A 20,903-nucleotide genomic window follows, 5' to 3' on the forward strand; every position below is an offset into this window, starting at 1 on the left:
CAACGTATCTTGTGAGTCACTTTTTAAATTAAATCAGACTTTTGAAGTAGCCGCTTAACGATCGCTGCAACCTCAGCTCTGGTCATATCATCTTTGGGAGCAAGCACATTGCTGCTTCGTCCCATGATTACGCCTGCCTGCAAGCAGTCAGTAATTGCGCTAATCGCCCAATCAGATGCTTTACCGGCATCGGTATATGGGTTCAAGAATCCGTCAGCGGATTGACCAGAATGTTTAGCCTTTAGCGCTGTAATTTTCATCGCTTTGGCGATAATTAACATCGCTTGTTCACGGGTAATTTGGTCATCAGGGCGGAACATGCCATCTTCAAATCCATTGATTAATTGATATGCAAAGGCTGTATTGATTGCGCCGTTGTACCAATCCGTAGATTTCACATCCGCAAAAGATGTTGCCGCTTGATCCAATTCAAGTCCGAGGCCTCGTACAACAATTGCCGCAAACTCTGCACGGGTAATAGCTTGGTCAGGAGTGAATTGGCCAGTGCCAGTTCCCTCGATGACTAATCGGGAACCCATATCATTCACTGCCTCTTTTGCCCAGTGATCAGCAACATCGCTAAATTCAAGTGGATGCCAGATTACAGAATAAGTACCGCCACTAAGGCTGTTGATGGTAGCAAAGTATTTGCCGTCAATAACAACTACTTTAGTAGGTACATGATGTGCTGTTCCATCTGCATCAACGTATACTCCAGTTGTAATCTTATTCGGGTCCATCCCCTCCGGAATAGCAATCGTACGTTTCACATACGTATTGAATTGAGAAAGTTCAGTACTCTTATCTCCGTAAATACCTCTAGCTGTAAAGTTTACTGGTGCGCCGACTAATGAAAATGATCCTTTTTGAGCAGCAGCTCCTAATGCCCTAACTTGATCGGCTGTAGGTGTGCTAATCTCAATCTGTATTTTAATATCTTGTAAAGCTACAGACTTACCAATCTGCTCGGATAAGGCGTCAATATTAATCTGCCCAGCAGGCAGTGTAAATGTCGCATTTCCGGTTTTGATTTCAAGCACTGCTTGATTTCCCTGCATATTTTTAACCATTTGACCATTTAGTTCGCCAACTATAACATCAGATGGTCGATTGGCAGAGATAGAAACCACCACCGTACCTTTACCTTCAGCGGCGAGCTTGTCTTCCAGCTTCTTCTGATCTAAAGCAATAGTGGTTAGCGTTTGATCATTCCGGTTACCATTTGTCGCGGTTCCCACGGTTTCTGCTTTACCATTGATTAGAATAGAAGCATCATTTGCCACAGGAGCCGGCGTTGCTGATGGAGTTGGTTGAGAAGGAACATCAACACTGGATGGAGCGCTCGGGATGACTGTATTGGATTCTGCAGATGATTCGCTAATGCCAGCCAAACTCATAGGCTTCCGTAGGATCCAGAAAAGTATCGTTTACTTCAATTTCTCCACTCTGAGATAATATCCTTTTTAAGCGCTTTACTGATAATTCCTCATCATCAACGATAATGGCTCGCAGCATACTTCAACCTCCTATCCGCTTCATATGCTGTTTGGGGATATCAAAAGAAACCCGTGTACCTTTTCCTTCAACACTTTGTATACGAATGTTTTTTCCATAAAGAAGTTTGATGCGCTGACTAATATTCCACAGCCCTACGCCTCTTTTATCTACATCTGATTTCATCATTTCCTCCAGCTTGTGTTCACTCATTCCGCATCCATCATCTTCTACAACAAAGCTGACCACAGAAGGATCCGACTCTTTCACAGATATAGTTACCTTTCCTCCCCGTAAATTGGACATCAGTCCATGTCTTATAGCATTTTCTACTAATGGTTGTAGGATAAGTGGGGGAATCCGGCTATCCGTATTTGCGGTTATATCATATTCCACTTGTAATCTAGTACCAAAGCGCACTTTTTCAATATTAATATATGCTTTAACCAGCTCTAGCTCACTCTCCAGGGAGGTTAACGAATCCAACTGTTTGAAGTCAAAGCTGCTTCTCAAATACTGCGACAGCTCCAGTGTTAATTCTTCCGCCTGCTCAGGTTCTTCCACACATAATGCAGCAATTGAATTCAGGGCATTGTACAAGAAATGAGGTTTGATCTGAGAACGTAAAAAGGCAATTTCGGTATCTTTAGCTTTCTTCACAGAAGCTCTCAATCGGGTCAGACTTTTCACACGCGCCATTAATTCTTCCGCTTCAAACGGCTTCCCCACATAATCATTTGCCCCATTGTCCATGGACATTTTCATATCGCTAACTCTATTCTTCGCCGTCAGCATTAATACAGGCAGCTCAAAGGGTGTGAATCTCTCTCTAATCTTTTGCAGAACCTCATAGCCAGAAATATCCGGCATTGTAATGTCCAGAACAACGAGGAAGAAGTCTGAATTCTTCGCTAACTCATCAAGTGCCAGCTGCCCGCGGTTCACAACAACAATGGAATATCCCTCTAGCCTGAACAAGTTGATCATAGATTGCAGGTTGGCAAAATCATCGTCCACGACCAAAATCGGCTCATTGATTTTACCTTTGATATATATAGGATACTCCTGGCGCGGAAAGAAAACTTCTCTATAAGGAAGAGTCTTTTCCACGATTGGGCCCGTGACTTGATTAGATGTTTGATCCCACCGTGGAAGAGTAAATATAAAGACCGAACCTTTACCTGCAACAGAGTCCACTCTAATGCTCCCGCCATGTAACTCCACTAGCTTCTTGGTAATGCTTAGTCCGAGACCTGTTCCACCATGACTATGAATTTCAGCTTCGTCCACCTGCTCAAAGGCCATAAAAATACGTTTCTGCATATCCGGCGCAATTCCGATTCCCGAGTCTGCCACACGAACTTCAACCCATTCATGAGTAACTCTGGCACTAATATTTATTTCACCCTGCTCCGTGAATTTAATCGCATTATCTACCAGGTTGTGCAAAATCTGAATCAAACGGTTGCCATCTGCATGCACTGGAGGGAAATCAGAAGCGACATTGTTTACGAGAAGGATCGACTTTTCTCCGAGCAGGAACGAATGAATGCCAATGACAGAATCAATAACAGCTTTCAGATCTAGGGTGCTTTTATATAACGTGATATCCCCATGTTTCATTTTGGAATAATCGAGTAGTTCGTTTACCATATAAGTTAATCTTCTTCCACTTCCCATTACGATTGCTAGATTCTGCGCTTGCCTTTCGGAACCGGACCCTCAACCCCATTAAGTAGTGTAGCAGTAATGTTTACTATGGCATTTAGTGGTGTCTTCAGCTCATGAGAGGTATTGGAGAGAAACTCGTCCTTAATTTTGTCCAGACCGATCAGCTGGTTTTTCATTTCATCTATCGTATGATAAGCCTCGAAAAAACGGAGAACAATCAGAACGATCATAATGATATTAAAGGCTACAATGTAAAACTGTCCGAGCCAAAGATTCTCTTTTATCGAAAGTGCAAACAGAATTACATCTATGGAGTACAGATTGATAGCAAGAATCGCTAAGAAAAGCAGCAACGATTTGATCCGGTTTACTTCTGCGCTTCTAATATACAGGATAGCTACTCTATACAACATCCAAATTAACATCAATTCATATACAATAATCACATACGAAGAGAAGAGTGTATATGTACGAATAGGCAGGATCGCTACCAGAATTATAAAGCTGCCTAGTATAATCGTTACGAGTTGCGTAAGTTTTAAAGAGATTATGCTTTTGTGCATTTGGTAGAAAAATATAGCCAGAACAATAAAACATGATATGGAGCTAATATCCTTCACCTTGTATAACACAATGAACGAAAGATTTGGGAAAAACAGTAACAGTGAACGTTCTCCAATCAAGCCATGATAGATCGCAAGCAGTAAACAAATAATAGCAAACACAAGTAAGGAGTAATCCTTCTTACGGTATAAAGCAGCCGCCACAAAACAGATGACAAAAATAAGCGATAATGTTCCCAATATTGCAACCGTGCTAAATTCACGGGCCGTACTCTTCTGCTGGTTCTCCAGCATAGCTGCTTCCTCGCCAAAAGTAAGAGATACCGGAATACTTGCATTTACATATTCATAGTTAGAAACTTGAATGATGATCTCAACATCACCCTTTTCAGACGAAAACAGCCCGATCTGCGGGATATTCCCCGACTGGTAATCGGCTGTACTGATTGCAGGCTTTCCATCTTCAATGAGTAGATGTCCATTCACATATATCGCACTTGAAAAACGGATATTCGTTTTTTTTAAGGCAAACACACCGTTTACAGGTAAGTTTTTCAGCACCATCCGATAAGTAGCAGAACCGAATGCAGGTAATGGTTGTCCATCAATCACTTTGCCATTCCATCGTGAGGGGACCTCCATCCAGGCTGTTGGGGCTGGTTTGACTGTGCTTGATTCTATAAAATGCTCACGCATTAGCAGCTGGTTCCAATAGAATTCCCACTCCCCGTCTAGCTTGATGATCTTTTGTTGTTGGTAATCCCACGTTGAAAGATCCATGCTCCCCTTCTGAACTTGATGGCGATTTACATGTTGATCGTTGTCTATTAAAAGAGAGAGTGGAATTGTTGCTAACGAGAGGAAAGCAATTAAATAAATAAGTAATGTCCTTTTGAGCATCGTAGGCCCCTTTTCTATGGTGAAGTTAAGCTACAGCATACGCTTGGGGTATCGTGCAACACTTGGATTAAACATTGGATAGCAATACAAACAAGATAGATTATAGATGACGATAAAATAATTCTATAAAATTTTCTGTTTTCCTTCATGTTTCGACAAAATAAAAAAACGGCATCTCTGCCCATCTGACTATAATCCATGCTTGACCTTAGGTCAGACCTAAGGTTTATAGTTAATGTATTCAGCAAATACCCAACAGATAGGAGTACCGCCATTGAATCAGCACATTACGATTGGTGAACTTTCAAAACTTATGAATGTATCTGTGCACCAAATTCGATATTTTGAGGAAAAAGAAATTCTATTTCCAGCCTATACCGATAGCAATCAATACCGGATGTACGGGATTAATGAGATTTATCAGTTGGCCCAAATCTTATTGCTCCGCAAATTGAACATACCAGTCAGCACAATTAACAAAAGTATGAATAGCTTCTCCACAAATGACTATCATCAGCTTATGAAGCAATCTCTAAGTAAAATAAGCTCAGAAATAAATCAGTTAATGTTGTTGCAACAGTTTTTGCAAAAGGTACTTAAGGAATACGAGCACTCCGACATTCTAGAAGACAGATATCACATTAAACAATTGGATACTCGTCATCTAAAAAAGTGGATGGAACTACAGCAAGATGAGTCACTCACCGCTCGAAGTCTGTATGAAAAAAAACCGCTACTGTCTCATTTATTTGAAACAGATCTGCATTATTTATACGATTCTGAACAAATATCCTTATGTTATGAAAGCATTCACACACCGGACATCATTCTAGAAAAAGGTAGTTATCTATATAAATCATTTTTCGTGACGGATGATCAGGATATTGAACGTGAGATTGCTCAACTGGAACACTATATAACAGAGCATCACTATACAATTCAGGGACAATTGATCCTATTGGAAAAATCATATCTATCCATGTTCAACAATGACAAGCTTCATTATGAAATTCAAATTAAAATCAAGCATGACTCTGACGGTGTAGCATGATAAGTCTGAACAAGATTACAATTACTCGTTACCAAGAGCAAGACCATAGAGCAGTGTGCAGTCTTTTAGTGGATGCGTTCCATGGTAAGTTCCACTCCCTCATCCCACTGGCGGACGATGATATTACTGAACTACTCTTTGGACTCTGGGAACATGATCAACACCTGGAATCATCACAACAATTCGTCGCCAAAGAAAATGGAGAAGTTGTCGGTACGCTCAGCTTAAAGTGGAAGAGCGCCCGATCGTCAGACAGAAGTAAAATAAAACCATCTCACCCTAGTCCCATTTCACAATTATTCAAGCAGTTTGGATATCTAAATGTATGCAAGTTAATGGCCGGATTATATTTTTTGAATTATCAGCCGCGGGCAAAAGAATGTTATATCGAGCACTTGGCCGTTCGTTCAAGCCACCGCAATAAAGGAATCGGCAAGCAGTTGCTTAGTTGGGCAATAGATTGTGTAAACAATCATTCCGAAGTGAACAAATTAACACTACATGTTGCTGAAAATAATAAACGAGCCATTCATATGTACCAACAGATGGACTTTGGTATCAATCAATCTAACTATAGCGGGATTAGACACCTACTATTTAAAGAGGCTAATTGGCTTTATATGACGCGGAGTTTACCGCTACACCCTAGGAGTTCAATAAATGAAAACAAATATTAAATTCACCGCATGGATAATCACTGGTTTAATGTTAGCTTCCGTCTTATTCGTATTAAAGCAGCACTCCTATGTAATGGCTGAGCAAAGGATAGAAATTGAAACGGCTCATGGTACGCTAACAGGAACTTTAATACTGCCAGAAAAATACTCTGGAACCGTTGGGCTAGTAGTTTTTGTTCATGGTGATGGCCCCATAAATGACACATACGATGATGGATATAAACCTTTGTGGGAGAAATTCGCATCTGCCGGATATGCTTCGTTGTCTCTTAACAAGCCTGGTATTGATGGCTCTTCTGGTAACTGGTTGGAACAAAGTATGGAAGATCGTGCTCAGGAAACGATATCTGCGATTAACTGGGCGAAGTCCTTACCGATGATTGATACGCAATCTATTGGTTTATGGGGAGCAAGTCAAGCCGGATGGGTGATTCCCAAGATTGTAAGAGAAGTTCCTGATATCGCGTTCAGTATTCTTGTATCGCCTGCCGTGAACTGGATTTCTCAAGGTAAATACAATACAAGACTAGAAATGAAACAACAAGGCTTCTCAGAATATGAGATCCAAGCGAAAGAACATGAGAACGTTCAAGTCTTACAATTACTTAATGAACGAGCATCTTATGAAGATTACTTGCGAATTGCAGATTCCGAGGATTTGATTTCAAGAGAAAGATGGACATTTATCACCAAAAATTATAAGTCAGATGCTACTGAAGAACTTAGTTACTTCAATGCTCCTGTCCATTTAGTACTCGGCGGTCAGGATATCAATGTAGATATTGAGGAAACCGAACGTATTTACCGTGAAAAAATACCTGTCAGCTTACTCTCAGTCTCTTATTTTGCCAACGCTGACCACTCTATGCTGTCAAAGAAGAATGCCGCATCCCCCTTAAGGGCTTATTTAACCGCTGTTTTCTTTCCACGACTATTGCTGGACGATCAATATTTAAATGATCTATGCCGATTTGTGAAGACACTTCCGTAAACCTATTCTCAGATAAGAAGTCTGGCTATTGACTTTACCCTTAGGGAAAGGTCCATAGTGGAATTGAACAGACCAGTGACATTCAAAGTTTATATATCATTAAATATCGAAGAAATGGAGATGAGATTGTTGCTGTCCATAGGAGAATTCTCGAAGATATGCGAAGTGTCAACCAAAACGCTGCGATATTATGATGAAATTGGATTAATTCATCCTGATGAGATTAATCCTGAGAATGGTTATAGGTATTATTCCATCAAACAACTAAAAAAAATGCTCTTTATTAACCGTTTAAAGTCTTATTATTTTTCGCTTGAAGAAATTAAAGACATTCTGGAATGGGAACAAGATAAATCTGAAGAGAGACTTTATGTAGCCCTAAATCTAAAAAAAAGAGAAATACAGGAAAAACTACGGACTTATGAATTCACCCTAAAACAAATCAATAATGATGTTATTAATTTGGAGAAAGGCATTCCCATGATGTCCTACCTGAATGAGATAAAAGTTCAGCTTGTTGAAACTCAGCCTATGAATATTCTTTTTACACGTCAGATGTTGAGCAGTGATGACTATACGTTAGGTTATGGACATTATTTTAGCAGGCTATATGAAAAAATCGCCACTGATAAACTCACTTTGCTTGGCACGCCAATAACAATTTATCACAGTGAGGAATATAATCCTGCCGGAAATGATACAGAGTTTGCCCTACCTATTGAGGAGATCGTAAAAGGTACGAGAGAATTACGTGAAGGGCTGTGTGCGAAGTCTGTTTATAAGGGCCCTTATTCAGAATTAACATCGGTTTATGCGAAGCTCACAGAATGGATAGAAAATGAAGGTTATGATTTGGTGAGCTCCCCCTATGAAAAATATATAACAGACCCCACGCAAACTACGGATCCTGAGGATCTTGTTACTGAGGTGTATTTTCCTGTTAAGAAAAGATCGTAGCTACACTGATATTCACACCAAAATTTAAATATAAGGAGTTACCTAAATGAATAGAAACTACTGGCCCACGACAGACTGGCAAACGTCAGATCCAGCTACCTTAGGAATGGATGCTGAACTACTTTCAGCACTAGAAGCGAAGATTAAATCCGACTATAGTAATATAAACGGAATTGTAGTGGTGAGAAATGGATATATTGCCTATGAACAATACTATAATGGCTATGGTCCGAAAGATCTGCATCATGTGGCTTCTGTAACGAAAAGCATCGTATCCGCTCTGATTGGTATTGCCATTGATGCAGGATATATCAAGCATGTTGATCAGAAGGTGCTGGATTTTTTCCCCGACTATGTTCCTGATGATACTGCTGCCAATTTACAAAAACGAGAAATCACAATACGCCATTTGCTCACCATGACAGCTCCCTATGCTTTCGAGGACTGGCATGAACCGCTGGAGCAAATGTGTATGTTGCCTGACTGGGTAAAATATACGCTGGATATACTGGGTCAACAAGGAACTATTGGCTCTTTTAAATATTCCACCGCTGGAGCACATCTGCTATCTGCCATCATCACGCGAAGCACTGGAAAAAGTGCCCGTGAGTTCGCCAACGAACGTTTATTTAAACCTATCGGAATGAAAGAAATCACGGATTATGAAATGAGGTCATTTGAGTTTGATGATTTGTTTGGGGTAAATGTGAAAGGTTGGGTGGAAGATCCAAATCGTATCACCACGGGAGGATGGGGACTTACGTTGTCTCCACGCGATATGTCGCGTTTTGGTTTATTATATTTGAACCGTGGAAAATGGGAGAATAATCAGATCATTTCGGAGACATGGATTGAGGAATCAACAGCGATGAACCCTAATCATTACGGTTATTTGTGGTGGCTACGTGAAGAAGACGGGGTTTACACCTACTCAGCGTTAGGTGATGGTGGTAATGTCATTTGCTGCATTCCAGAAAAGGATCTTGTCGTAACCATCGCCTCAGAATTCACACTTCAGCCTCTTGACCGGTGGCCTCTGATTAAGGATTGTATTATTCCGTCTGTGTTAGAGTAAATAAGGTAGAAACGTGCTGATTGCCACTTCATTAACATCAAGAAGAGCAATCAGCGTCTACACTCTAAATCATTTTGCTTCAAGGGAATATGATATCGCCTTCGTTGCTGCTTACATCAAAAAATCCTACTTTGTGTTTTATAGCCAACTCCCGCATCGCCGGATAGGCTTCCTCCACCACGGAATAAGCGAAAGCCGCATAGATAACAGAGGAGCCAAGCGAGTAGTCAGTTAGCCGGTTATCCGTTCCGGCTTCCTCCATCGCCTCAAAAATCTCATCCTCTACATTCATATTAGGAAATTGCTCGGACAACTCACTATAAAAGCGCTGCAGCGCCTCCGATAAAACTGATGGATCATTATAGGCATGGTCTTCCGACCACTGCACTTGCTGCTCATACCATTTCATAAACGCTGCTCTCTCTTGCGGTGCTTTAGACGTCTCGAATGCCATCAAATCATAACTCATTAGCAATCCTCCTCTATAGCTCTTCTAGCCTCAGCCCACTCTTCTGGTAGAGTAAAATATCCGAGAAATCTTTATCCCCTTCTAGTCTTTGCATAGTTGTGTTCTCCTTACATCCCTCGATGGACCCTTGCCGCTCGACTTGATTTCGACTAGCTGAACAGCAAGCCCGTATATTCTCTGACATGTACTTACCTCCAATCTGGGATCGTCCCGGCTCTGTCTAAAAAAAGGCTACACCAAGAATGCCAGAGGCAACGATAATGGTAAGCGGATGCAGCTTATATTTCATTAAACCATAAAGTGCAGCAAATACAATGATCAACATGCCAATGGTCTGCCAAGTAACAAAAGCGTGTTCCATGCTATTTAAGCCAAAACGAATCGCAGCATAGGCAATCAAACCTGTAATCACTGGTCGCAAACCATAAAATAACGTTTTAATCCATTGACTGTCCCTCACCCGATAAAAAAAGATGGAAATAACAATGATGATGATTAATGAAGGCAGAACCATGCCTAATGTGGACACAATCGCTCCTTCAATTCCAGCTACACGATATCCGATTAAGGTTGCACTGTTAGTTGCAACAGGGCCCGGTGACATCCCTGCGATGGAAACCACCTCTTGAAATTCCTTTTCGGATAACCAACCACCAGCCATAGCTTCATGCTGAATCATCGGAAGGATGGCGTACCCTCCCCCAAAGGAGAGCAGTCCAATTTTAATAAAGATAAAAAATAAATTCCAAATCACAAAGCTTCCCCCTAGATGTAATACTCCGGATAATTCGACTCTTCATCAGAATTATTCAAGGAATCCTTCTCCGTCCGAACTTGGAGCCCTAAGAGCTGTTTGATTGGCATATATACAAACCCGATAATCAATCCAACTGCGATCACGTAAATGGGATTGATTCCGGATACTAATAAAACAATCGGTATAACCAACGCCGTAACAGCGGTAGTCTTGTCAAAAATAGCGTTCTTGGCCATTCGATATGCGGCTACTAGGATCAAGGCAATAACAGCACCATGAATCCCCTTCATGGCAGCAATAACTTTCGGCTCTTCAGCCAGTTGTGAGTATACGGCGCTAAGCAAGCAAACAATGATAAAGGTTGGAATCGTAATCCCAGCGATTGCAGCAATCGCACCCTTCACACCAGCAAGACGATAACCAATGAATGCCGCCGCATTTACACCTACCCCACCTGGTGCTGCGCCAGCTAAAGATAGAATTTCATCCATCTCCTCTTCCCCCAGCCATTTCCGTTTGGCGGAAATTTCCCGTTCGATCATAGGGATCATCGCATAACCTCCCCCGAAAGTTACGGGACCGATTCGAACAAATACCCAAAACAACTGGAACAATAGACTTATCCTCAGGTCCGTATTCGTCATCGCATTTGTTTTCATAGTTGTTCTCATGGACTCCACCCTTATATTTTCTGACATAATTTCATTATATCACTTTTTCCCAAAATGGAATTAAGTTTTTCGAACGGTAAAATACAATCTAAGGTTTATGCGTTATACTATATTAATGTTAATAAATACAAACTTTATAGAAAACGATCTTACTAGTTCATCCTATATAGCTTGGAGGTATATCGTGGAAAAGCGCTCGACACACATTCCATCCCCAAAGAAACTCCTATATGATCGAATCGCCGAACAAGGCACAGTTTCCAAGTTAGATCTTTTACAAACATTTTCACTTACCAAAAGCACAATGACCCGAATATTGGATGAAATGACGGAAGAAGGCTTGCTGATTGAATGCGGATTTGGGGAATCTAGCGGAGGCAGAAGACCTATTTTATACCAGATCAACCCTTCCTACGGTTATATCATCGGTTTAGAGATTTCCAGGGTGTATTCTTCCCTTGGTTTATTTGATATGCAAATGAACCCAAAATCAATTGTTCACTGGCGAATGGATCAGGCATTCACACCTCAAAGATTTATAGATCATATCAGTAATCAAATACGTTCTTTCCTTAGGGACCATCAGTTAGTGGACAGTCAAATCATAGGGATAGGAATAGGGGCTGTGGGGCCACTTGATCGGGAACATGGCTTGATCCTTAAGCCGCTGCACTTCCCTTCTTCAGGCTGGAACAATCTCCCGATTTGCAAACTGGTGGAGGAACGGACGGGCTTCAAAGCTTTGCTCGACAACGGGGCCAATTCCGCACTGCTTGGGGAACGATGGTCTATCCGTCACGCAAACATTCAGCATATGCTTTATGTACATGCTGGAGCAGGACTCCGCTATGCGATGATGTCACATGGAAGTATTGTTCATGGCACGATGGATATGGAGGATGCCATTGGTCAAATGATCATCCAGACAGACGGACCCCGATTAAACAATGATGGGAACTACGGTGCTCTGGAAGCATTCGTATCTGTGCAGGCGCTAGAACAAAGCGCACGCTCAGAGGCGAAATATGACAACGACCTGATCCTCCAAAGATATAAAGTCTCGCCTGAGAAGCTAACTTATGATGTATTGGTACAAGCCTTTAGAGAGGGTAATCCACACGCGCGTGAATTATTTACCCAAGCCGCCATTCACTTTGGGATTGGCCTCGCCAACGTTATCAACCTGTTACATCCTGAGACCATCATTCTAGGTGGTGCGCTCATCCACTCTCACGAGTTGTTCTTCCAAACGGCGGTTGAAGTGGCGCAGCGAAACACTTACCGTTATCCTGAATACCAACCTCACTTCACTCTAGGTACTTTAAAAGAAGAAGCTGTGGTGACTGGAGCCGCTATTATGGTAAGAAATCAAATGGTTCTTTAACATAACAAAATGGTTGTGGGACAACCTTTTTTAGTCTGACCTATAATGGCTGACAGCAATTTTGTCATACGATTCTGCCCTTCCTATATAAATACAACCTTTGCTTTGTGAAAGCTATTTCCTATTTCTTCAATTAAATCATAGGTATGTATTTCAACGATGAGTAAAACATCATAGTTAATCGAATATCTGGACATAAAAAAAATGCATCCCCCATTGTCTGTTGAGACAAAGTAATGAGGGGTGCAGTCGCCGCGTGATGATTCAGATGACCCTAGCATAGAGCCTGTTGCCGCACTTTTCTAAAATACCAAAACAAGGTCTGTCCTGCGGTCAAAATGCTAAGTTAGACGACCACTCAAATTTTCAAGCATGTCCTTGGTCATGCCCCCTAAATCGTATACTGGAGAAAACCCCCACTCCTGCGTTGCAGCGGTCGAATCGAGCGAATTCGGCCAACTCTCTGCGATCGCTTGACGAACCGGATCCACATGATAGTTCAGTACGAAGTCAGGGATATAACGCCGAATCGACGTCGCAACTGTCTCAGGATCGACGCTCATGGCCGTTACGTTAAAAGCATTGCGGTGCCGAAGACGCGCTGGGTCCGCCTCCATCAACTTCACGATCGCCTCCAATGCGTCCGGCAAATACATCATATCTAGGAAGGTGCCCTCTGCAATATAAGAAGTATACTGTCCCTTTGCAAGGGCTTCGACGTACATATCGACGACATAGTCCGTCGTTCCGCCTCCGGGAGGCGCCATGTATGATATCAACCCGGGAAACCGCAAGCTACGCGTATCAATACCATACTTCTGATGATAATAGTCGCAGAGCAGTTCACCCGCTACTTTGCTCACGCCATACATCGTTACCGGCCTCTGAACGGTATCTTGAGGCGTTCCCTTTTTTGGCGTGCCGGGTCCGAACGCGCCGATCGAGCTCGGTGTAAAGAACGAACAGCCTAACTCCCGCGAGACCTCTAGGGCATTGGTCAATCCGCCCATGTTAAGGTTCCAAGCTAGAAGCGGTTTGGCTTCGGCGGTGGCGGAAAGGAGGGCAGCCAGATGCAGGATCGTATCGACTTGATGCGCCTTCGCAATTTCCAACATCGACGCACCGTCCATGACATCCAACAACTCAAAAGGTCCCGAATGAGCTGCGGCATTATCGCTTAAACGAATATCCGTTGCCACCACCTGAGCCGCGCCATAAAGTCGACGCAGATGGCACACCAGTTCAGATCCGATTTGCCCGAGGGCACCGGTTACTAGGATCTTTTTCATACTACATAACTCTCCTTTCCCGATAGTCTCGTCATATCAAGCTCATCTCGCATCCCACCCGTTCATATGCGGCTAACGCCTCATTGAGCATATCCGTCGTATGCGCCGCCGTTGGCATATTGCGAATGCGTCCCGTACCCTTCGGTACTGTTGGAAACACGATCGCTTTCGCATAGACGCCTTCCTCCATCAGCCGCTTACTGAACATTTGGGTCAACACTTCGTCTCCGATGATACACGGGGTGATTGGCGTTTCACTCGCACCGACGTTGTAACCGAGCTTAATAAGCCCTTGCTTCAAATAGTCTCCGTTTGCCCAAAGACGATCTTGCAACTCCGTACTCCGCTTCAAAATACCAATCGCCTCGATGCAAGCTCCTATCGCCGCCGGAGGCAGCGAAGTTGAAAACAGGAATGGACGGCTTCGTACTTTCAGCCAATCGATCAAATCGCGACGCCCTGCCACATAACCGCCAGCCACGCCAATTGCCTTGGACAATGTCCCCATTTGAAAATCGATTCGATCGGACAACCCGAAATGTTTGACCGTCCCAGCTCCGTCTCCCAGCACCCCTGAGCCATGAGCATCGTCCACATACGTAATCAAGTCGAATATTTCAGCGATTTCCTGAATCTCAGGCAACTTCGCAATGTCCCCATCCATCGAAAACACGCCATCCGTGATCACCATTATCTTGCCGTATCCACCGGATCTGGTAGCCTCCTCTGCCTTTGCGCGTAAATCTTCTATGTCAGAATGGCGATAGCGAATGATTTTCGCTCGGGACAAACGACATCCATCGATAATGGATGCATGATTCAGCTCATCGGACAAAATCGCATCATGTTGGTCCATGACGGCCGAGATGGCAGCCATATTACAGTTGAAACCGGATTGGTAAGCAATTGCAGCCTCCGTGTGCTTGAATTCGGCGAGTTTCTCTTCAAGTCGCACATGCAGGTCGAACGTTCCGTTGATGGTTCGAACAGCTCCTGATCCGGCACCATACTTCTCAGTTGCCTTCACGGCAGCAGCAATAAGCCTATCATCCGTTGCAAGGCCAAGATAATTGTTGGAGGATAGGTTGATCCGCTTCACGCCCCTGATCATAATGATAGGTCCGTTCGGACCCTCCAGGGGATCGATTTCGTTATATAAACCATTCCTCTTCAATTCGGATATACCGTTCTGAAGAAACGTCATTAGAGTCTTACTACTCATTCCCATCTCCCCTTCTTCTTTTTGTTAGATATACTCTTCACTTGGGTTCGGGCAAATTGTGATCACTTCCGTATAAGGCGAGTCAAGCCCTTCTATTTCGACGATATGGAAGAACGCTATAATGGGACGAACTTTACGATTCGTTCCATTCCCTCACGTATCACCCTTAAAACACCTCTCGAAAAGTGTGAAAAAGATCCCCTTCCCGTGAGGGAGCGGGGGATCTCTTGCCGCATGAATTAAGCATTATTCCGAAACTGTCCGCACCCTTTGTGCATCGGACAGCTTGTCGGGGATCAAATACAAACAGATCCCCGCGACGCAGACAACCGCCATGATTGCAAACATGCCTTTACCGCCAATATTTTCGTATAGAATGCCGCCAATAAACGGTCCAGCCATCCTGCCCGCCGTAGAAGAAGCCGCTATCCAGCCCATAACTCTACCTCGTGCCCCGGGGCCCACCTTCTCCAGCGCCCAAGCCGGTACCGATGGGAAAACGAGAATTTCCCCGAGTGTCATGAGGATCATAGCGACGACAAACTGACTGTAATGGATGGACAATCCGACGGTCAACAAGCCCAGTCCGAAAAGTATCGAACCGATCACAACCTGCCCCCTTGCGGTAACGGGATAGCGGATTAATAATCTCATTTTCACCGGGAGGGAAAGCATGATGAGCGCGCCGTTAATCGTCCATAACATGCTGTACGAACGAAAGGAAATACTGTTTGCCTGCGAATGCAGCGGCACGATTGCGGCCCACTGACTGTAACAAAGCCACGATATGGCAAAAGCGATGCATAGGATGATGATAAACTTGCTCCCGTGCGCGACTTCCCTGCCATCGCCGCTCCGATTCGAACGCGCGGCTTGCCCCGGCGTGATCGGCTCATGGATAAATGCGGCGAACATGACCAGAAACAAAACGTACAGCAATGCATTCCCGAAGAACAAAGCCCGGATGGACATATCGGCGATCAAGCCGCCTAATGATGCACCCAATGCCATGCCGATATTATGCGACACGAATATCCGATTGACAGCTTTCAGTTCCTCTCCTGGGCTGCTGGAAACCGCAACGGCATTGATGACCGGATAGACGAGACCACCGAAAAATCCGAGCAGAGTCAGCAAAGCAGCGTAACCATAGAAGTCGCGAACGATCCCCATGGCCGTGACGACGCTCGCAGAACCGATAATTCCCGCGTATACCGTCGTTTTTCCTCCCCAGCGGTCATAGATAAACCCTCCGAGTACATTGCCGACGAAAGACGCACCATTATTGAAGAGAAGCACCAAGCCCGCCGCGGAAGCTGTCCGCCCGAACGCATCGTGCATATACACGACATTGATCGGCCAGACCAACGTCATCCCGGTCGACAACAAGACGACGCAAAGTGACAGACGCGACAACATGTCGATATTTACTAAGCGGAACCTTTCTCTCATTTGAATTCAGGCAGCCAATTACCGTGCGCTTCGATCAGGTCGTCGCATAAGGAAACGATTTCATCCATAGACAATTCTGCAGATGTATGCGGGTCGAGCATTGCTGCGTGATAAATATGTTCTTTTTTACCCGTCATCGCCGCTTCGATCGTTAGCAATTGTGTATTGATATTCGTGCGGTTCAACGCGGCGCATTGCGGCGGCAAATCCCCGACGAATGTCGGAGTGACTCCGCTCGAGTCGACTATGCACGGTACTTCGACGCAGGCTTCCTTAGGCAAATTCGTGATAAGGCCCGTATTCATAACATTACCCCCGATTTTGATCGGTACGTTCGTCTCCATCGCTTCGAAAATAAAGGAAGCATACTCGGACGTCCGCTTGTGCGCCAGGTTTTTGTTCCCGATCAATTCGTTCCGCATCGTCTTCCAACGCTCTATCTGGTTAACGCATCGACGAGGGTATTCGTCCAGCGGAATGTTGAATTGCTCGATCAGCTCCGGATATTGCCGTTTGATGAAATACGGATGGTATTCAGCGTTATGCTCGGACGATTCCGTGATGTAATACCCGAACTTCTGCATCAGCTCGAACCGCACCATGTCGTCGTGCTTCTCCTTTTGCTTTTCCGCTGCCCGCCGTTTGATTTCCGGATACAAATCGACGCCGTTTTTCGTCACTTCCAGCAACCAGGCCATATGGTTGATGCCAGCGATTTTCCATTGCACACCTTCGTGATCCATCCCCAGATGGTCAAAAATATGAGGGACGCACACTTGAACACTGTGGCACAAGCCTACCGTATTAATTCCACCGTAGGTATTCATGACGTTCGTCAGCACAGCCATCGGATTCGTATAGTTCAAGAACAACGCATCAGGACAAACTTCCTTCATGTCTTCGGCGAAATCAAGCATGACCGGAATTGTCCGCAAGTTGCGGAAGATACCACCGATGCCGATGGTATCGGCAATCGTTTGCCGCAAGCCGTATTTCTTCGGAACCTCGAAGTCGATAATCGTGCACGGATCATATCCGCCGACCTGAATCGCGTTAACGACATACTTGGCCCCTTTAAGCGCTTCTTTACGGTTACGATAGGCTTTAACCAAACAATTGCTGCCGAGCGTTTGTTTCAAGTTCAGAATGATGTTCTCCGAATCTTTCAAACGTTCTTCGTCAATATCGAATAACGCTAGCTCGAAATCCTGAAGTGCTGGCGACAGCATGCAATCCCCTAATACGTTTTTAGCAAAAATGGTGCTTCCCGCACCAAGAAAAGTAATTTTGGACATATGATTTCCCTCATTCCTCTATGTTGCAAATTTATAATTTTACCGTAGCCCGATCGCCCGGGTTCAACTCAATTACCGCCGTGCTCACGAATTCTCCATTTCCGTCGCTTCCGATCGACGCTGGCATGACGGTTCCGTTCACGTATAGCTTCTGATGGCTGCCGGAGAATCGCGCCTCCCACTGAAGCGTGCGTCCCGTCCCGTTCGCCAACGTCGATTCGCGACCGTTCGCATGAGCAATATCGATATGTCCGCTCATTACGGGTATATCCTTTGCTTCGATCCAATCGATCGAATCCGTCAGGCGGGACATGGTGACCAAGCTTTGACGATGAGCGTCTGCGGACAAGCCCATCGTACCCGTTAAAATAGCTCCGATGACGCTATAGCTCACTTCGGGATATTCCCGCCTCTTCAGCTGTGGATCCATCATTTCCAGCAAGGATGAATAGGCCTCCTGATTCAAGCCGTGTTTGTAGAAAATCTCGGCCATATGGGACTTTTCCTCGACATTCGAGCCGCCGTGATGTACAACATCCCTTAAGGCGCGTTTTTTTCTGTTGCCCGGCTCTACCAGATCGAAATAGAATGGCAAGTAAGTAGCCGAGTAGTAGTAACCAGGATAACCTCGGCGATCTTGCATGAGTGCGCCGTTGAATCTGCCATTCTCTTCGTTCCACCAGTCCCGGTTGTACAGCTTCCGAACCTCTTTCGCCTTGTTCTTGTAAAGTTCTGCCAGAGCCGCCTTTCCACTTATCGCGAGAAAACGGGAATAAGAGCCAAATGCTGCGTATTGAGCTGCCAACACATCGCCTCCAAGAAGCGGATGAAGGCCGTCTTCCACGTAGGAGGCGATACCTCTTCGACCGTAAGGAGCGTAATGCTCAGGAAACCCGTCCTTATCTTTGTCCCAACGATCGATATAATCGGTGACGGTCCGCTCGTAGAAATTCCGGAATACCGGATGATCTACGTAATCGCGGTCTCCCGTCCACAGGTATTGCTTATAGCAGCAATCCAGCATGTCGAAGTTCGCAGGAAGGTTATACCAGAAGTCGGAATCGTCCGTATAATCGACCGGGGCTGGCCGATCGTATTTGTCGATCTCCCAGTACGTGCACCAATCCCGAGAATCGGTAATGCCCTCCGCGAACTTAAACAGCATGTTTTTTGTATAGTCCTGCAGACCGAGTACATTAGCCCCGACACTCTGATGGCTCAAGTCGCGCATGCAGAAGGCATCCCTGCCCGGCAGCGCAGCTTCGTAAAATTTACCGACCGGCGTTCCGTTCGAGACATAGGCAAGCGCTTGGCTTTTCGCCCAGTCGAAGCCTGCAATAAGTTGCTGGTTCGAAGAGTCAATCGTCACTCGTCCGAGTTGTGGATCATAAATGCTCATTGGCGGATTCATCCTTCCACAAATTTTTGATCACGGTCGGGATTACGCTTCGAATACGGCAATACCAGCTGGAGGGATCGCGATCGGATGAAGCCCCATCGCGAACACTGATTTATACGTAGACGTTACCTGGCCTTGGCAATCCCTTATGACGACGTTTCGTTCGCCCATGCTTTCCTCGAGCTCAATCACGATTCTATCGTTAAGCGTACCATTGACAATGAACCACGTTTTCGGTATCCGGGAGCCCGGATTCGCAACGATATCCGCGTAAACGGCCGTAATAGCTTCGTCATCTCCGCTGGCAGTCACAAGCGGATAGACCAGCTCCGGATGCTTCGCGGTCAACCGCCCGTCCTGCAGAACCTCTCTCTTCTCGCGCCAGAATGATAGCCAGAATCGTAACATCCGGAGATGGGATTCGGGAAGTTGATCTAGCAAAACTGATACTTGCGGGACGGCAAACAACGTATTCACAAATTGCAACGCTGCGTTCTCCGTCGGCTCTTCTGGATTCCACATGAGCGGATCGGCATGAACGGCGGTATCTCCCGCGAGCAGACGAACGTCCAGCGTACGTGAACGATTCTCCAACGCATCGTTCGGACAGTCCATCGCACGGAACATATTGCCATATTTACGCATGAGCGGTCCGATGTACGATTGGCGGAATTCGATCATGATATCCGGCTTTATCGCCCTTAGCCTAGACATCACGTCGCTTAAGAGACGGTCGACCGCTTCCGGTACCGATTCGTAATCTCTTCCTTCGATGTTGCTGGCTAATGTGAGATTAAAGCTGTCCACGAAATCAAGCTTAAATCCATCCAAATCCCAGTCCCGCAGCGCTTTCTCGTAAGTTCCAATAATATATTCCCTAACGTCTGGGAATCGCGGATCGAGCACACCCGCGCCCAAATCTTCGATTTTTCCGAGCAGTTTATTCTCGAACTTTAGCCAGACGTTGCTGTGCTTCCCGACGAATGGAACGGAATACCATAGCAGAAACTTCATTCCGATCTTGTGAATACGATCAACATGCGCCCTCATATCTGGAATTTTGCCTTCGAACACATCCCAATCACCGCAATAGGCGTACCCGCGCGCATTGTCCGCCGTTTGCCAACCATCGTCAACAATGACGGATTCGCAGCCCATTGCTTTGGCGATCTCACATTGTCGTTCGACCGCTTCTGCCGACAGTTGCTGATGAAAGCTGTACCAGGTCGCGTACATCGGAAGCTTTGCCGTATCAGGTACAGGACTCGGTTCATATCCCGGTAGCGTAGACCACCATCGTTGCACATCCGCAAGGCTTTCTTCATACGGAATGTCACGCGTATCGATATGGAGCGTCGCTTCGTAAGACTGGATCGGCGAGCTCAGATCCTGAAACAGCTTGACAGAACAAAGAAAATTCGATGCTTCTTCGTGAATGCCCGCTTTTAATTCGACCAGATTGAGCGCGTCGGAAAAAGCAAACGTCATCTTGTTGTTTCCTTGGAATCCGTAAAGGACGCAAACCGGTGCGGACGACGTTGCCTTCGAACGGAATCCACTCTCCCAGTCCACTCGAAGCCTCTTGT

20 protein-coding genes are annotated in these 20,903 nt (G+C 45.0%); 6 read left to right on the top strand and 14 right to left on the bottom strand.

Annotated elements, in window-relative coordinates:
- Positions 1-23: 23 nt before the first annotated feature.
- From UQ64_RS14465 to UQ64_RS14475, 4 genes are read right to left on the bottom strand one after another with little or no spacing between them, the layout of a single operon-like run.
- Positions 24-1,391, bottom strand: a complete 1,368-nt coding sequence (locus UQ64_RS14465) for an S-layer homology domain-containing protein (protein WP_060624170.1) — start codon at positions 1,389-1,391, stop codon at positions 24-26.
- Positions 1,378-1,515 (bottom strand): hypothetical protein, encoded by a 138-nt coding sequence (locus tag UQ64_RS30870; protein WP_156417557.1) that lies wholly within the window; start codon positions 1,513-1,515, stop codon positions 1,378-1,380. The genes UQ64_RS14465 and UQ64_RS30870 overlap by 14 nt, the downstream gene beginning before the upstream one ends.
- Before the next feature lie 3 nt (positions 1,516-1,518).
- Positions 1,519-3,147, bottom strand: a complete 1,629-nt coding sequence (locus UQ64_RS14470; RefSeq protein WP_060624171.1) for an ATP-binding protein — start codon at positions 3,145-3,147, stop codon at positions 1,519-1,521.
- A gap of 35 nt (positions 3,148-3,182) precedes the next feature.
- Positions 3,183-4,508: a sensor histidine kinase family protein gene (locus UQ64_RS14475; RefSeq protein WP_060624172.1), complete on the bottom strand. Its 1,326-nt coding sequence runs from the start codon at positions 4,506-4,508 to the stop codon at positions 3,183-3,185.
- 394 nt (positions 4,509-4,902) lie between these two features.
- Between UQ64_RS14475 and UQ64_RS14480 the strand changes: the two genes are divergently transcribed.
- From UQ64_RS14480 to UQ64_RS14500, 5 genes are all read left to right on the top strand, one after another.
- Positions 4,903-5,679 carry a MerR family transcriptional regulator gene (locus tag UQ64_RS14480; RefSeq protein WP_060624173.1) on the top strand — a complete coding sequence of 259 codons (777 nt, stop codon included), beginning with the start codon at positions 4,903-4,905 and terminating at the stop codon, positions 5,677-5,679.
- Positions 5,676-6,356: a GNAT family N-acetyltransferase gene (locus UQ64_RS14485; protein WP_060624174.1), complete on the top strand. Its 681-nt coding sequence runs from the start codon at positions 5,676-5,678 to the stop codon at positions 6,354-6,356. The genes UQ64_RS14480 and UQ64_RS14485 overlap by 4 nt, the downstream gene beginning before the upstream one ends.
- Complete coding sequence (locus tag UQ64_RS14490) at positions 6,340-7,347, top strand: alpha/beta hydrolase family protein (RefSeq protein ID WP_060624175.1); 1,008 nt, start codon at positions 6,340-6,342, stop codon at positions 7,345-7,347. The genes UQ64_RS14485 and UQ64_RS14490 overlap by 17 nt, the downstream gene beginning before the upstream one ends.
- A gap of 129 nt (positions 7,348-7,476) precedes the next feature.
- Positions 7,477-8,304, top strand: coding sequence for a MerR family transcriptional regulator (locus tag UQ64_RS14495; RefSeq protein WP_060624271.1), 828 nt, complete (start codon positions 7,477-7,479; stop codon positions 8,302-8,304).
- 46 nt (positions 8,305-8,350) lie between these two features.
- Positions 8,351-9,379: a serine hydrolase domain-containing protein gene (locus UQ64_RS14500; protein WP_060624176.1), complete on the top strand. Its 1,029-nt coding sequence runs from the start codon at positions 8,351-8,353 to the stop codon at positions 9,377-9,379.
- A 79-nt stretch (positions 9,380-9,458) separates the two neighbouring features.
- Here the strand turns inward: UQ64_RS14500 and UQ64_RS14505 are convergent, their stop codons facing one another.
- From UQ64_RS14505 to UQ64_RS14515, 4 genes are read right to left on the bottom strand one after another with little or no spacing between them, the layout of a single operon-like run.
- Complete coding sequence (locus tag UQ64_RS14505; RefSeq protein WP_060624177.1) at positions 9,459-9,848, bottom strand: hypothetical protein; 390 nt, start codon at positions 9,846-9,848, stop codon at positions 9,459-9,461.
- Between the two features lie 13 nt (positions 9,849-9,861).
- Positions 9,862-10,032 (bottom strand): hypothetical protein, encoded by a 171-nt coding sequence (locus UQ64_RS30875; protein WP_156417558.1) that lies wholly within the window; start codon positions 10,030-10,032, stop codon positions 9,862-9,864.
- Between the two features lie 36 nt (positions 10,033-10,068).
- Positions 10,069-10,602, bottom strand: a complete 534-nt coding sequence (locus UQ64_RS14510; RefSeq protein WP_060624178.1) for a chromate transporter — start codon at positions 10,600-10,602, stop codon at positions 10,069-10,071.
- Between the two features lie 11 nt (positions 10,603-10,613).
- Entirely contained in the window at positions 10,614-11,276 is a 663-nt protein-coding gene (locus UQ64_RS14515; RefSeq protein ID WP_245237971.1) for a chromate transporter, read from the bottom strand.
- Positions 11,277-11,460: 184 nt separating this feature from the next.
- On the opposite strand from UQ64_RS14515, the gene UQ64_RS14520 reads away from it, so the two are divergent.
- Positions 11,461-12,660, top strand: a complete 1,200-nt coding sequence (locus UQ64_RS14520; RefSeq protein WP_245237974.1) for an ROK family protein — start codon at positions 11,461-11,463, stop codon at positions 12,658-12,660.
- A 341-nt stretch (positions 12,661-13,001) separates the two neighbouring features.
- On the opposite strand, the gene UQ64_RS14525 is transcribed toward UQ64_RS14520, so the two are convergent.
- From UQ64_RS14525 to UQ64_RS14550, 6 genes are all read right to left on the bottom strand, one after another.
- On the bottom strand, positions 13,002-13,949 hold the full coding sequence (locus UQ64_RS14525; protein WP_060624179.1) for an NAD-dependent epimerase/dehydratase family protein: 948 nt from the start codon (positions 13,947-13,949) through the stop codon (positions 13,002-13,004).
- Positions 13,950-13,980: 31 nt separating this feature from the next.
- Entirely contained in the window at positions 13,981-15,171 is a 1,191-nt protein-coding gene (locus UQ64_RS14530) for a glycine C-acetyltransferase (protein ID WP_060624180.1), read from the bottom strand.
- Positions 15,172-15,417: 246 nt separating this feature from the next.
- Positions 15,418-16,623, bottom strand: coding sequence for an MFS transporter (locus UQ64_RS14535; protein WP_082651142.1), 1,206 nt, complete (start codon positions 16,621-16,623; stop codon positions 15,418-15,420).
- Positions 16,620-17,918, bottom strand: a complete 1,299-nt coding sequence (gene melA, locus UQ64_RS14540; protein ID WP_060624182.1) for an alpha-glucosidase/alpha-galactosidase — start codon at positions 17,916-17,918, stop codon at positions 16,620-16,622. The genes UQ64_RS14535 and melA overlap by 4 nt, the downstream gene beginning before the upstream one ends.
- A gap of 31 nt (positions 17,919-17,949) precedes the next feature.
- A complete protein-coding gene (locus tag UQ64_RS14545; RefSeq protein ID WP_156417559.1) occupies positions 17,950-18,942 on the bottom strand; it encodes a hypothetical protein in 993 nt (330 codons plus the stop codon).
- Between the two features lie 417 nt (positions 18,943-19,359).
- Complete coding sequence (locus UQ64_RS14550) at positions 19,360-20,622, bottom strand: glycoside hydrolase family 36 protein (protein WP_245237976.1); 1,263 nt, start codon at positions 20,620-20,622, stop codon at positions 19,360-19,362.
- Positions 20,623-20,903: the final 281 nt, after the last annotated feature.

This window comes from Paenibacillus etheri (assembly GCF_001012825.1).
Taxonomy (GTDB): Bacteria; Bacillota; Bacilli; order Paenibacillales; family Paenibacillaceae; genus Paenibacillus_AQ; species Paenibacillus_AQ etheri.

Excerpts from the sequence above, each read along its gene's own strand:
- UQ64_RS14505 (WP_060624177.1), bottom strand. The coding sequence starts at position 9,848 with ATGAGTTATGATTTGATGGCATTCGAGACGTCTAAAGCACCGCAAGAG.
- UQ64_RS14530 (WP_060624180.1), bottom strand. The coding sequence starts at position 15,171 with ATGAGTAGTAAGACTCTAATGACGTTTCTTCAGAACGGTATATCCGAA.
- UQ64_RS30870 (WP_156417557.1), bottom strand. The coding sequence starts at position 1,515 with ATGCTGCGAGCCATTATCGTTGATGATGAGGAATTATCAGTAAAGCGC.
- UQ64_RS14485 (WP_060624174.1), top strand. The coding sequence starts at position 5,676 with ATGATAAGTCTGAACAAGATTACAATTACTCGTTACCAAGAGCAAGAC.
- UQ64_RS14515 (WP_245237971.1), bottom strand. The coding sequence starts at position 11,276 with ATGAGAACAACTATGAAAACAAATGCGATGACGAATACGGACCTGAGG.
- UQ64_RS30875 (WP_156417558.1), bottom strand. The coding sequence starts at position 10,032 with ATGTCAGAGAATATACGGGCTTGCTGTTCAGCTAGTCGAAATCAAGTC.
- UQ64_RS14490 (WP_060624175.1), top strand. The coding sequence starts at position 6,340 with ATGAAAACAAATATTAAATTCACCGCATGGATAATCACTGGTTTAATG.
- melA (WP_060624182.1), bottom strand. The coding sequence starts at position 17,918 with ATGTCCAAAATTACTTTTCTTGGTGCGGGAAGCACCATTTTTGCTAAA.
- UQ64_RS14500 (WP_060624176.1), top strand. The coding sequence starts at position 8,351 with ATGAATAGAAACTACTGGCCCACGACAGACTGGCAAACGTCAGATCCA.
- UQ64_RS14525 (WP_060624179.1), bottom strand. The coding sequence starts at position 13,949 with ATGAAAAAGATCCTAGTAACCGGTGCCCTCGGGCAAATCGGATCTGAA.
- UQ64_RS14545 (WP_156417559.1), bottom strand. The coding sequence starts at position 18,942 with ATGCTGGATTGCTGCTATAAGCAATACCTGTGGACGGGAGACCGCGAT.
- UQ64_RS14475 (WP_060624172.1), bottom strand. The coding sequence starts at position 4,508 with ATGGATCTTTCAACGTGGGATTACCAACAACAAAAGATCATCAAGCTA.
- UQ64_RS14535 (WP_082651142.1), bottom strand. The coding sequence starts at position 16,623 with ATGAGAGAAAGGTTCCGCTTAGTAAATATCGACATGTTGTCGCGTCTG.
- UQ64_RS14470 (WP_060624171.1), bottom strand. The coding sequence starts at position 3,147 with ATGGTAAACGAACTACTCGATTATTCCAAAATGAAACATGGGGATATC.